Genomic DNA, 12,487 nt, shown 5'->3' with positions numbered 1-12,487 from the left:
CGAGATGTAAATCGACATTCAGGCTCCTGCGACGAACGGTCACCTCTCCAGTGAATGGATGAGACGCATCAGATCCAGAGGCTGAACGCGGATGATGCCGCCTCGTGGGCTGTCGATATCGGCAATCAGTGCCAGCGACAGTGATACTGTGACGGGAAGGATCGTGATGAGCACGCCGCGCCGCAGCTTGCCTTTAGCGCCGTAACCTTGCACCACGCACGCGAAAACCGAAATCAGAAACATCAGTATCCACGCGCCGACGGGGATGTGATTGATCCGCGCGGCCTCCGCGTAGTCCTGCGAATTGAGCACGTCGTTCATGCCTGTTGCGACGACAGCGGAAACGGGTGTCGGTTTGTCGATTGCTGCAGCGCTTGCCAGTCTCCACAGCTCTGCCTGTAACGCTGCTGTTTCGTTCCCGATCCGGGCACGCTCATTGTGGTCGCGCGTCTCATAGTCAGCCAGACGAAGGCGCGCGTAGCTTGCCAGCGCTGCTTTCATTGGATCGCCGAATTTCTTATCCACGAGATCAGCCCGTACATACTGCGTCCCGATAGCATTGGCTTCTTCTTCCTCCAGATTTTTCCTTTGATCGTACCTGTTGACGGCCATCGACAAGCTGAAACCAATAAGGAGAGCCAGCAATGTCAACGTCGACGCCTGGATCAGATTGAAGTCATCGCGCTCAGCATCCGTTAGCGTCACAATCCGTTTCAATGTGAAAGCGCCGAACGCCACCGCACCAATGAATAGCAGGAGCAGAACAACGAACATCACTACCGGGTGATCAACGAACGTTGCCATGGCGTGACCTCTCCGCACGTTCAACAGAAAAAGCGCGAAGCCCGTGGTACCCGCCCGATCTCAGTTCTTTTGCTTCCGGTGGTCGGCAGTTCACGGACATTCCCGTCTCAAGCAAAGCAGTATCCTGGGGCGAACTCATTTCGGGAAAAGCAAGGTGACGATCAGACGCGCCCCCCAGCCGTGCGGACCTGAATCCGGGCTGGCGGCCCAATACCGTACACCCCCGCCGATACTCACAGGCTGCTTGCCAAATTTCAGCAGCTTGCTGACCGTCGCGTTAATCGGCATTGACCACTGATGACGGTTCCAATCGTATGTCGACTCGGTATTCAGACCGAACGTCCATGCAGTCGTGGTTGTGTAATTAAGGAAAGGCTGTAGAAACGTCGAACTCACGGCTGGCCGGTTTGCGTTTCCCGCAAACGACCAGATATGGTTCACCAATGCACCGTATGTCCAGCCATTTGCCTGCCATAGCAACACTGCTGTCGGTCCCGCACCCCATTTCTCCGCCCCGAGCAGGCGGTCCGTATCCGTCGGTAGCAGAAACACCGGCCCCACACCCCAGATCAATCCACTCGCCGTCGGCTTTTGCGGTGAGAAGAAAAAGCTTTGAACCACGTCTCCAAGACCTGTCTGTGAACCAGAACCCGGTGCGATGTCGCTTTGCGAAATCACGGGCACGATGGTCCGCGAGATCAGATTCCACTGGTCGTTCAGATGAAAAGGGATAACCGGCTGGAAGTTCAGGAGATACTTATTTCCGCCGCGGTCAGTACCGATGTTGCCATCGTAGTTGAACTGAAACGGCACGCTGATCAAGGCGGCAACAGGATTGCTTAGCTGCTTGGCAAGATCGGAATCGCTCTGGGCATGAGCCACAGTGGGAAGCACCGTCGCCGCTGCGACATAGGCCAGGAATCTCGCAATCCTTCGCGCGCTGGTCATTCGGAAGTCCTTATCTCGACTGGTGCCCGTTCCACTGAGTGCCTCGTATGCCGCGCTTCCGGCTACGGGCTGCTCATGGCCTCGCTGGGAAGGTCTGTGTTACCTGATGAGAATAGGTAAACCTTGTGAAGGGCGTTATCCAAAAAGCGAAAATGTTTTTCAAGCGCACCAACCAAGCATGCCTTTATATCCGTCACTTTTACGTGCATTCACCTTGTTCGTGAGACGTTTTTACCCATTCCATAAGTTCCTTCGCTTCAATAAGACGCGAGTGCAAAAATCTGCAGTCGTTCATTCGCGCAAACCAGCCCATTTCGTTTTTCGGATAGCGGCGACGCTCACTAGCGCCTAATCTTCTTGACGCAGGCAGGCGAACATATGGATCCCGATTGTGATGTTTCGTGAACCTCGCAGCGTTGCGGCAAAGTGTGAGCAATTTACCTTCGCGCACGGATGGGGGTTAAGCAGAAAGGCTTCCGCCACTCCATCGGTTTCAAATCTCTGATCCTTCAGGGAGGCACCATGAAGAGACACATCCTGGCCGCGGCGGTATTTGCCGGATCGATCGCCACGGTGCCCTTATATGCGCAGGAGACATTGCCAGCATCGGCAGTAGCTGCCACGGCTGCCGTGGACCCCGCGGCGGTATCGGCTCTTCGCGACATGGGCGCACACCTCCAGGCGTTGCAGCGATTTACCGTCTCCACAGAACTGACAGGTGAGCGCGTGCTTGAGGACGGCCAGAAGCTGCAGCACACGGCAACTGCGGTTCTCGATGTGGATCGTCCGAACCGGGTTCGCGTCGTCATGCGCAGCGCTCGCGGCACACGCGAGATCTTCTATGACGGCAAGACCGTCTGGCTGTACACTCCGGCGCAAAAATACTATTCCAGTGTACCGTTCGATAGCAACCTGGCCGAACTGGTCGACCATCTCCGTGCCCGCTTCGCGGTGGAAATTCCGCTTGCCGATCTGTTTGTCTGGGGCACGCCCGATGCGCCCGCCGATCAGTTTGAATCCGCCATGTATGCGGGGCAGGATTATGTCGGCACAGACGTTTGCAATCACTATGCCTTTCGAGAGAACGACGTCGACTGGCAAATCTGGATCAAGGCTGACGGTAACCCCTTGCCACGAAAGCTCGTCATCACGCGGCGCGATGACGACGCACGACCGCAGTCGACGTCAATTATTGACTGGGTCACCTCACCCACGTTCAGGACGTCTGTGTTTGTATTCCGGCCACCCGTGGGTGCCAGGCAGGTCGAACTGGTTCCAGCCAGCGCAAAGAAGGAGTGAATCGTGAACACTGCACACGGGAAGAAACAGGCGGTGCTGCTCGCGACAACGCTGTCAGTGCTTCTTGCCACGACCGCATGGCGACCGGCCGAAGCCGCCGGGCGCGGCGGCCATCACGTTCAACGCGGTTCAGGCGGAGCCGCACACGCGCCACGTGGGGGCGGGCAGTTAAACAACGCACATGCCGACGCGCGCACGCGCAACGTGCGAAACACTAGCGTGAACACCGTGAATAGAAATGTGAATGTCAACCGGAACGTCAATGTAAATGCACATGGCGATTATCACGGCGGTTGGGACAACGACTACCATCCTGTCGCAACGGCTGCTGCAGTGACTGCTGCCGTCGGCGTCACATCCGCGATCGTGGGTTCGATTGTGAATTCGGTACCACCGAATTGCGCGCCAGTGAACTATGGCGGCATGATCTATCAGCGTTGCGGAAGCACTTGGTACCAGCCTCAAGGTGCGCAATACGTTGTAGTGAATGCACCCTACTGAACTTTCTGGTCGCGGTCGCATGTCAGCGCATGGCAGTATTAGCCCCGCTCGCACGTGTCAGCGACGTGGCTCGCGCGGAAGATTCAGTGATGACGCGGCGAATCGGAGATACACATCATGAGCACGCTAATTCAAAAGCTCAAACATGAACTTATCAAGGCGCTACCACCGACTATTTTCTTTTTCATTATTCTTCACATCGTCGCGTTAGTTCGATCCCTGATGATTCGCGGCACAGGGATCTCCGTTCCTTCTTCGACCTCCGTACTTCTCGCTTCACTGATTCTCGGAAAATCCGTTCTCGTCGCCGATATGCTGCCATTCATCAACCGCTTTCCCGACAAACCGCTGGTCTGGAACGTCTCCTGGAAGACTTTGATCTATGCGCTCGTCGCGCTGGCAGTCCATTACCTTGAGCGGCTCTACGATTACTGGAAGGAAGCACACAACCTGATCGCCGCCAACCACGCGCTCTGGTCCGAGATAAACTGGCCCCGGTTCTGGGCAGTTCAGATTCTGCTCGTGACGCTGATATTCAACTATTGCGTGATCGCAGAACTCGCCCGGGCAGTGGGCCGGGGCCGGCTCAAGCGCATATTCTTCGGCCCTTTGACCTAGCGAGATCGGTATCGGGCAGCCCACTTCAACGTGCAAGGATAAGCGTATGTTTACGCCGCGGTAAGAGCCGGCTTACGTGCGCGAGCGGCTTAGCGTGCGACTCGGAAGTTCACCGAAGGCCTTGCGGTACTGCTCGGAGAATCGGGACATGTGCCGAAACCCCCACCTGGACGCCACGTCGGCAACAGTACAGGTTGGTCCCGCGCCCAGCAGATCGCGCAGCGCGCCGTTGAGGCGGACGTTCATGAACCACCGCCCCGGCGTCATGCCAACACTGCGCCGGAAAATCAGTTCGAGCGAACGCAGACTGTATCCACTACGGCGTGCGATCTCGGCGAGGGCGATGTCTGCCTCTTCACCCGATACGACCAGCCGTTCGCAAGCGAGGATTAGATGATGATGACGTCGCTCGCCCGACGAACTCTCTGATTGCCCTCCCGGAGTCGCATTGGCCAACTCGTCGACATAGCCTGCGACAAGCGATCGACTCACTTCCGTAGCAAATTCAGGGGCCATGCCACCCGTCGGTTCCAGCGACTTTGCAATGCCCATCGCATCATCGGCGAGACAGGTGAGCGCGGCACGCCCCCCGGGGCGAAGACGTACCGACGTAGCGGCGAATCCCGGTAATTCGAGTAGACGGCCCGTCCGTGCCAGCGCCGTTTCCTGAAGACGCTCTTCCGGAACCGTGAAGTTTACCCAGCGGGACGCCCCGACAGCGTGATAGAGAAGCTCCACGCCGGCCGGGTAAATCTGTATGTCCTCCTGTCCGATAGCAACGGTGTTATAGCGGGTAACGTCGCTTCCGTCTGCCATGAACCCTATGCACATCGAGTTGGGCGGCATGCTCCCCTGCGCAATCACCGGAAAATCATAGCAACCCGTTTCAAGCCTGATCTCATCCAACGTCAGACGCTGGTGCGTCATGTTTGCACGCTTCGATGACAACAGACGGTGCTCAAAGCTTCCGCCGTAGACAATGTCGAATGCCTGGGATGGTTCGAATCCGGAATATGTGTGCCTCAGAAAGCTGGACTGAAACGGCATCGCAAATTCTCCGCAAAGATTTCGCTTTTTGGATAGCGTCTGAACCGGCGCACGTCTATTGTAAGTTGGTACACCAGCAATTGCAGGCCAAATGCATGGCGGAAAACTACCGGCAGATCAAAGCGCGCATCCGCGCCCTCGAAGCTCAGGCGGAGCAGTTGCGCCGCCATGAACTTCGGCAGGTTGTCGCGGAAATGCGTCAGAAGATCCGGGACTACGGCCTTACACCGGAGCAACTCTTCGGTCCCAATCTGTCTGATCTCGTTAGGTATCGACATCCGGAAACGGGCGAAACATGGAACGGCATGGGCCGTCCGCCCAACTGGATCAAGGGCAAGGATCGTGGCCCTTTTCGCGTCGACTGATGCGTCGACTGATTGGACTGTCCTGCCATCGACACTCACGCTTTCGCAGAGGAATCAATGAAGGTCAATATCTTTACTTCTGCAACCGGAAAGGTTTTGCTCAGTTCGGTCATCGTGTTCGCCGCCAGCGCCACCGCCGATGCGAATGCACAGCAAACAATGCCGATTCCGACGGCGTCACAGGTGAGTCCACCACCGGCGGGCATCATCATGACGAAGGACTATGTTGCAACGGTGGGAAGGGTGGCCTACCTGTGGGGCTGGCCACTCATCAATGAACGTCACCGCCGCGCGACCTTCAACAAGTCGCCCGAGCCCGGCCTGTTAGGCGGCGTGCTCCCGGTGGCGCCGACGGGCTATATCACGATGTTGACAGGGTACATCGCGCCAGAAGAACGCTTCGTCACCTGCCCGAACCAGGATGTCGTGTACGGCTTTGGGTTCGCAGCAGTGGACAAGGATCCCGTCATTATCCAGGTCCCGGACTTCGGCAAACGGTTCTGGGTCTATGCGCTTTACGACGGACGTAACAACAGTTTCGGCGGCCTTGGCAAACAGTACGGAACGAAACCCGGCATCTACATGGTGGTCGGTCCAAACTGGAAGGGAACCGTTCCGAAAGGCATAACGAAGGTGTTTCACTCGCCTACCGACCTGATCGGGATGGGCCCGCGCATCTTCATGGACGATACCGACGAAGATCGCAAGGCGATCCAGCCACTGCTGAACCAGGTCATGATCTATCCGCTTAGCCGCTATACGGGAAAGGCACAGGTCAAGGATTGGTCGAAGGTGCCGACATTCCCTGCGCCAACGGATCAGGGCGCGGGCGAGACGAAGTGGGTCGATCCGGAGACGTTCTTCGATGAGCTGCCTGACGTTCTCCGCGAGGTTCCGCCTTTGCCCGGCGAGGAAGCGTTATATGCGCAGATGAAGGCAGTGCTCGAGGCGGCAGCGAAGGATCCCGCGATCAGGGAGCAACTGAAGCAGGTCGCCATCGACGCCGACAGGAATCTCGTTGGCCCCCTCTTTGAATTCCGCAACAACGGCATTCCCGTGGGTAATGGCTGGACGACAGCGCCAAATGGCGGTCGTTTTGGCTTTGACTATGTGACCCGTACCGCCGTAGCCCGCTCGAATATGTTTGTCAATCGCCCGGAAGAAACGCGTTACTTCTATCTGGACGTCGATAGCAAGGGACAACGTCTCACGGGCGCTAACCATTACACGGTGACCTACAGGAAGTTGCCACCCGTCAATGGTTTCTGGTCACTGACCGTCTATAACGAACACCACCTCTTCGAACCCAATTCGCTCAACCGATATTCGCTGGGCACAAAGAACAAGAATCTCAAGTACAACCCGGACGGGTCGCTGACGCTTTATGTGCAAGCCGAATCGCCTGGCGCAGATAAGGAATCGAACTGGATACCCGCGCCTAAGGGCGACTTCTCCCTGTATCAGCGAACCTACTGGCCCAAACCAGAAGTAATCGAAGGCAAATGGACGCCCCCGGCTGCCGAGAAAACCAATTAGGCGTCACACGGAGGAAATATGTTCAGGCAATGTGCACACCGTTCGAAGGTGGTAATTGCAGCCGGGCTGGTTGCATCGAGCCTTGTGGCTCACGCGGACGCGCAGACGAGTCGCTTCGATGCATTGGCAAATAGCGCCTTCGTCAAGGGACGCCCCACCGCGGACACAGCGAAGGCTCTGAAGGATGAACTTCTTTTCCAGCGGGCCACGCAGACTTATCTGTGGGCGATGCCATTACTCAACACGATGGGCATGCGTGACGGCTTCGCCCAAGCGTACGGTACCGGCTACAACACGATGGCAATCTGGGCTAAACGTCTCGATGCAAAAACGCTCATCACCACGCCAAATTCGGACCTCATCTACGGCATGGTGTTTGTCAACCTTGCCGATACGGGCCCGCTCGTATTCGAGGCACCGCCCAAGTTGCAGGGCATTCTCCTCGACATGTGGCAACGACCTATCCCGGGGCCGACAGTCAACGGCACTGCCTATTTCGGTGACGTTGGATTGCCAGGCCCGGACGGCGGTGCCGGTGGAAAATTCCTGATTCTCCCGCCCGGCTACTCCGGCGACGTGCCATCGGGCTACTACGTGTACCGCTCCAGCACCAACAATATCTTTATTTTCCTGCGCTCGTTCTACCAGTCGCTCGATAACATCGCACCGGCAAGTGATCTGCTCAGGCAATGCGTCCTGTATCCGCTCGGGAAACAGGAGAGTGCTGCGAAGATGAAATTCTTCGATGCATCAGGATCCGGGCACGACATGCTGCCGAGAAGTAATTTTGCCGCGTTTCAGGACCTCAAGTATCTCGTTGATACGGAAGGCAGCAATCTCGCGGATCAGGACTGGATGGGTATGCTTGCTGGCCTCGGCATTGTGAAGGGCAAGCCATTCGAGCCGGACGCTCGCACGAGGAAAATCTTCGCTGACGCCGCGAAAACGGGCTACAGCACCAGCCGTGTGATCGGATTGCAGGCCGATAAGGACATTCGCGTGTACAACGACCGTCAATGGGTCAACCCCGTCAACAACGTCACGGCACGCTGGCCGAATGCCTCGAACGATCTGAGTTTTACGTCAAGCAGCAGCGGATATCGGGATCTCGATGCGCGCGTGTGGTTCTTCACCGATTACTATTCGATCAGCCCAGGCATGGTATCAATGACGCCAGGCAAAGGCGCTTTCTACATGATTGCGTTCAATGACGCGTCGGGGCAACCGCTAACCGGCGACCATAACTACAAGGTCACGCTGCCGCCGGACATCCCCGCGAAACTCTTCTGGTCGGTCACGTTGTATGACGCATCGAACGCATCGGGGCTCGACAACGGTCAGCCGTTCCCGTCACTCGGAAAACTGAATCATCCGAAGGAGAACGATGACGGAAGCACAACGTTGTATATCGGCTCCAAAACACCTAAAGGGAAGGAAGGTAACTGGCTGGCTACACCTCCCAATCGCGGCTTTTTTTCGATCCTGCGTCTGTATGCTCCGACACAAGCGGCAATCGATGGGAGTTGGAAGCCGGGTGATATCGAGCGCGTGAAATAGGTCGAATGCTACGTCATGAACCGCAGTGAACCCAGACAACGCTCGGATCCGCTAGTGCGATTTTCGTATCGCGAGCGACGGGGATGGAGATACCTCATGGATCCGTCGCGCCATGTCAGATTCTCAGTGTAGTTGCGTGCAAGCCCAGACGGCATCCATGCGACAACATCACGAGCGTGCCTTCCTGCGTTCCGCCGCCACGCACTGCGTCGGGGATGGATTCACATCCCGCCGTACTTCGAAATGCCACGGGCGCACCTGGATCGTAGCTGTCACCTCTGTGCTTCTGCCGGTCTTTTGCCAGTGTCTTGCTTCCGAGGCGAGCGCTGCACCCGGCGATGCGGCCGCGCCTGCCTTTACCGGACCCGATGTACAAAGGCGTGCCAATGCGGTTGTGGCGCTGCTCTCGTTCACGGTCACGCCCGATCTCTCGGCTAGCACGCTTGGAATACGTGACGGTGGAACCGGTAACCCGTCTTTGAACATGACGCAATTCGGCGGTGGCTTCACCTTGAGCCAAGGTTTTCCGCTGTATCTGGAAGGTGCGCTGGGCGCGTCTCGCTACGATCCGACCTTTCTCGTTTCAGATGGACAACAGCAGCGCGCTCTGCCGACACGATGGACAAACGTCGCCGCTACAGGCGGAATCGGTTGGGATTTTCCGCTCAACGCAAGTAGAGATCTCGTCATTCGGCCCATTTTCAATTTCTCCCTCGGCGAGGTGCTGAGTGATGCCACGGCTGCACAGTTCCTGATCAATCGACGGACGGATAGCAACATCGACTTCATCAAGAATGGCTCACTCAATGTGTACGGTCTCGGCGGGTCGCTAGTGCTGGGCTGGTATCCACGTAGAGAGCCCTATGAGTTTGATCTCGAATTACGCTATACCAACATCTACCTGCAAAGCTTCGGGTCGTCGAGTGCAGTGCGCGGCACAGCCAACGCGCAGTCTACAAACCTCTATGCGCGGTGGCGAGCTCCCACCGGCGCGTTCGTGCTGAACCGGCCACTACGGTATGTGCTCGAACTCTCTCATTCGACCTATCTCGGCAGTCAGGCGAACATTCTAGGCTTCAACCAGCTGACGTCGCTGGGCGCCGGGATAGAAATCGATACAGGCGATGTGACGAAGCTATTTTCCCGTTTGCGAATCGTCGCGCGCTACGCATTCGGCAAGGACGTCACAGGCGCGTCGTTGGGACTTGCTCTGAGTTTCTAGGTGCCACGTGCTGTACAGTCAAAGGCAGTTTCGGAGCAGGAGCCGACGTTCGAATGTCCGGCCAGACGACGCGTCGAATGACTGACTGTAGGTGGCTGCGTACTGCCCCATGGAAACCGCTTCGGCGGCTCGACCTCGTTCACCCAATCAGCCACAAGCGGCCAATTCAGGCCGTTCGTCCGGCCCATCGTGTAGTCGATCCAACGACCGGTATACCTACCGCATCGGTCGAACCCTCAAGCGGGACCGCCGGGTTTCTTCAAACCGTTCGGGCGCCCGTTCTGCAGCGAGTGATCGCAATCACGGACCCCGGCGGTGGTTCACGCGGTAGCAGGAATGCGGATGTCACGCGACCATCGATGCTGAAAGCCGACGAAGCAGCCTGGCGTGCACACTTCATCGGCTTTTCGTAGAAGTGTCACTGATACTGACGATTCACTGTCTGGTTTGCATCATTGAGCGGCTCGACGAGATCAATCTGCGCTTTCAACGGGTTCGGCTGGTTAATTTGCAGCGTGCCTGCCGACGTGAACTCCAGTTGATTGTCGAGGCCTGCGTCGTAACGCGGCCAGGCAGTCAGCCCCGCGCCGGAGGGACTCCCCGTTCTGGCGAACGCCGTCCAATAAGCAATCATGCTGTGCGCGACCTGTTCGTCCTGACTCGTCACGGCTGCGCCATACGTTGCCGGGAGCGTGTCGAACACATAGGGAATTTCGGCGGCGTGCGTTGCACCGCTGACCTTGCTGCGTATCGACTGGGCGACATACGAGAAGCGATACAAATATGTCGGCACACCTTGCGCGATGAAGGTTCTCGCCACGAAGCGCGCGGGTTCGTCCATCGTGATGACGCGGGCGATCTGGTTTTCCACTGTCGAAACAGAAGCCGTGCCCGTTGGGTCGAACGCCGCTGCAGCCGCGCCCAGGTTCTGCGGACCGAAGATCGCGTAGGCCTGTTCCTTCGTCGTGAGCCCGCGTGTGGCGAAGCCGAGGTCCGCATTGTTGACGCCGAGCAGAAGCGGAACCTTGGCGAACTGGCCGGCCTTGTACTGATTCTCGGGTTCATCCACCACGAGCTTGCCGTCGATGATGGAACTGCCCGAGAACGTCGCGAGGCTGTGCGCGCTATTCAACGTGGAAGTGTCGAGCCCATCGAGAACCTGACTGGCGGAGAGCGCGCGCAGCGCCTGCAACGAACTGGCGTCGCTGCCGGCGATGCCATATCCTGTCGCGAACGCGGAACCCTGTTCTTCAGCAGAGTCGCCGACCGTTTTCGCGTTCCGCGAGAGCGTGCGACCGTAGTACTGATTGACGCGTCCATTGCCGGACTCGATGATCGCCTTCGCGAACAGTCCCGTTGCCTGCGGCGAGGTCAGTAGGTTGTGAACCGCTTCGCCTCCGGCGGATTCCCCAAAGAGCGTGACGTTGGTCGGGTCGCCGCCGAAGTTGGCAATGTTGCGCTGTACCCATTTGAGTGCGGCGATCTGATCCATGTAGCCGTAGTTGGCCAGCGTCTCGCCGGATTGCGCGGCGGCTGCCGTCAAGGCCGGGTGGGCGAAGAAGCCAAACCGGCCGAGACGGTAGTTCATAGTGACGATGACGACGCCCTGATTGGCGAACTGCGTGCCGTCATAAGTCGGCATCGACGTGCCTCCAGTGACGTATGCACCGCCGTAAATCCAGACCATCACAGGCAGATTCTTGCCGTTGCTGTTTTGCGGACGCCATACGTTGAGGTACAGGCAATCTTCCGACGGCGTGACCGTTAGCCCGGAGTTTGCGCCGCTCGTCTGCATGCAGTCGTGAACGAACGACGTGGTCTGTCGGACGCCGCTCCACGCGGTCACGGGCTGTGGCGGTCTCCAGCGCAGCGCGCCGACCGGCGGAGCCGCGAAAGGGATGCCTTTGAAAGCGACCACGCCGTCGCTTGCCGAGCCCTTCACGGCGCCGTCGGCGGTGACGGCAATGGTCGGATCAGAGGTCACGGCAGAGCCGCCGCCGCCGCATGCCGCCAGCATGACAGCGAGCGTCGACGAAACGAACAACTTGGGCAAGTGCCTTGATGCGTCCTGCTTCAGTACAGCGCGAGGTTCCGTCTTTTCCAAAACGTTGTGTCTCCGTGCAATCATGGCTGTCATCGTCCTTTGTCTCAGTCCATCGCCTGAGTGTGGAATGTTTCGCATACCACCATCGTTCTCATGTCGGCGGGCTCTGCGGCGCAGAGTGGGACCGAGTATCGGAGCGTGATTTTTCGCCGTCAAATTCGGGCCAATAATGGCCGCCATGAATCGGGTTCATGCAGCACAACAGTTCGGAATGCTAGGTGGTTTTTTGGAAAGCATACGTTTGCCGTGCCGGATACCGTTCCAGTGTGGAGCGTTGCATGAAGTAAGCGCCTATGCTGTGACGAAGCGCGCGTCCCGTCATCAGACGGGACGCCGGCATGCCGCCGCTGATGCTTACCACGATGCGTTATGGCGTGGCGGTGCCGCTGCTTCTTATCTTCGTCGTTGTCGGCCGACATTCATTGCCTTAGCGAGCATTGTCACGCGTCGCCGCGCTTGGCCTACTCGGTATCGGTATCGGACAGG

Annotated in this window: 11 protein-coding genes; 7 read left to right on the top strand and 4 right to left on the bottom strand. The window is 57.8% G+C overall.

What is annotated here, in order from left to right:
• Positions 1-39: 39 nt before the first annotated feature.
• Positions 40-804 carry a bestrophin-like domain gene (locus BPHYT_RS33030; protein WP_012428471.1) on the bottom strand — a complete coding sequence of 255 codons (765 nt, stop codon included), beginning with the start codon at positions 802-804 and terminating at the stop codon, positions 40-42.
• 135 nt (positions 805-939) lie between these two features.
• Positions 940-1,752: a hypothetical protein gene (locus BPHYT_RS33025; RefSeq protein WP_012428470.1), complete on the bottom strand. Its 813-nt coding sequence runs from the start codon at positions 1,750-1,752 to the stop codon at positions 940-942.
• Between the two features lie 522 nt (positions 1,753-2,274).
• On the opposite strand from BPHYT_RS33025, the gene BPHYT_RS33020 reads away from it, so the two are divergent.
• The 3 genes from BPHYT_RS33020 to BPHYT_RS33010 all read left to right on the top strand — a co-directional run bounded on the left by BPHYT_RS33020 (position 2,275) and on the right by BPHYT_RS33010 (position 4,170).
• Complete coding sequence (locus tag BPHYT_RS33020) at positions 2,275-3,051, top strand: DUF2092 domain-containing protein (RefSeq protein WP_012428469.1); 777 nt, start codon at positions 2,275-2,277, stop codon at positions 3,049-3,051.
• A gap of 3 nt (positions 3,052-3,054) precedes the next feature.
• The gene (locus BPHYT_RS33015; protein ID WP_012428468.1) at positions 3,055-3,552 is read left to right on the top strand and encodes a hypothetical protein; all 498 of its coding nucleotides are present in this window, start codon (positions 3,055-3,057) and stop codon (positions 3,550-3,552) included.
• 117 nt (positions 3,553-3,669) lie between these two features.
• Positions 3,670-4,170, top strand: a complete 501-nt coding sequence (locus tag BPHYT_RS33010) for a hypothetical protein (protein WP_012428467.1) — start codon at positions 3,670-3,672, stop codon at positions 4,168-4,170.
• A 72-nt stretch (positions 4,171-4,242) separates the two neighbouring features.
• On the opposite strand, the gene BPHYT_RS33005 is transcribed toward BPHYT_RS33010, so the two are convergent.
• Positions 4,243-5,217 carry a helix-turn-helix domain-containing protein gene (locus tag BPHYT_RS33005; protein WP_012428466.1) on the bottom strand — a complete coding sequence of 325 codons (975 nt, stop codon included), beginning with the start codon at positions 5,215-5,217 and terminating at the stop codon, positions 4,243-4,245.
• A 95-nt stretch (positions 5,218-5,312) separates the two neighbouring features.
• Here BPHYT_RS33005 and BPHYT_RS33000 point away from each other — a divergent pair, with 95 nt between their 5' ends.
• The 4 genes from BPHYT_RS33000 to BPHYT_RS32985 all read left to right on the top strand — a co-directional run bounded on the left by BPHYT_RS33000 (position 5,313) and on the right by BPHYT_RS32985 (position 9,897).
• Positions 5,313-5,582, top strand: a complete 270-nt coding sequence (locus BPHYT_RS33000; protein ID WP_012428465.1) for an H-NS histone family protein — start codon at positions 5,313-5,315, stop codon at positions 5,580-5,582.
• A gap of 57 nt (positions 5,583-5,639) precedes the next feature.
• Positions 5,640-7,118, top strand: coding sequence for a DUF1254 domain-containing protein (locus BPHYT_RS32995; protein ID WP_012428464.1), 1,479 nt, complete (start codon positions 5,640-5,642; stop codon positions 7,116-7,118).
• An 18-nt stretch (positions 7,119-7,136) separates the two neighbouring features.
• On the top strand, positions 7,137-8,675 hold the full coding sequence (locus BPHYT_RS32990; RefSeq protein WP_012428463.1) for a DUF1254 domain-containing protein: 1,539 nt from the start codon (positions 7,137-7,139) through the stop codon (positions 8,673-8,675).
• 157 nt (positions 8,676-8,832) lie between these two features.
• The gene (locus BPHYT_RS32985; protein ID WP_012428462.1) at positions 8,833-9,897 is read left to right on the top strand and encodes a hypothetical protein; all 1,065 of its coding nucleotides are present in this window, start codon (positions 8,833-8,835) and stop codon (positions 9,895-9,897) included.
• A 418-nt stretch (positions 9,898-10,315) separates the two neighbouring features.
• Here BPHYT_RS32985 and BPHYT_RS32980 read toward each other — a convergent pair whose 3' ends face one another.
• Positions 10,316-11,950, bottom strand: coding sequence for a carboxylesterase/lipase family protein (locus BPHYT_RS32980; protein WP_238535706.1), 1,635 nt, complete (start codon positions 11,948-11,950; stop codon positions 10,316-10,318).
• Positions 11,951-12,487: the final 537 nt, after the last annotated feature.

The sequence above is a fragment of the Paraburkholderia phytofirmans PsJN genome (assembly GCF_000020125.1).
GTDB classification, from domain to species: Bacteria; Pseudomonadota; Gammaproteobacteria; order Burkholderiales; family Burkholderiaceae; genus Paraburkholderia; species Paraburkholderia phytofirmans.
This window is presented reverse-complemented; position numbering and strand designations above follow the sequence as displayed.

Coding starts and splice junctions, on each gene's coding strand:
- BPHYT_RS33020 (WP_012428469.1), top strand. CDS start 2,275: ATGAAGAGACACATCCTGGCCGCGGCGGTATTTGCCGGATCGATCGCC.
- BPHYT_RS33030 (WP_012428471.1), bottom strand. CDS start 804: ATGGCAACGTTCGTTGATCACCCGGTAGTGATGTTCGTTGTTCTGCTC.
- BPHYT_RS32995 (WP_012428464.1), top strand. CDS start 5,640: ATGAAGGTCAATATCTTTACTTCTGCAACCGGAAAGGTTTTGCTCAGT.
- BPHYT_RS33005 (WP_012428466.1), bottom strand. CDS start 5,217: ATGCCGTTTCAGTCCAGCTTTCTGAGGCACACATATTCCGGATTCGAA.
- BPHYT_RS33025 (WP_012428470.1), bottom strand. CDS start 1,752: ATGACCAGCGCGCGAAGGATTGCGAGATTCCTGGCCTATGTCGCAGCG.
- BPHYT_RS33000 (WP_012428465.1), top strand. CDS start 5,313: ATGGCGGAAAACTACCGGCAGATCAAAGCGCGCATCCGCGCCCTCGAA.
- BPHYT_RS33010 (WP_012428467.1), top strand. CDS start 3,670: ATGAGCACGCTAATTCAAAAGCTCAAACATGAACTTATCAAGGCGCTA.
- BPHYT_RS32990 (WP_012428463.1), top strand. CDS start 7,137: ATGTTCAGGCAATGTGCACACCGTTCGAAGGTGGTAATTGCAGCCGGG.
- BPHYT_RS32985 (WP_012428462.1), top strand. CDS start 8,833: ATGCGACAACATCACGAGCGTGCCTTCCTGCGTTCCGCCGCCACGCAC.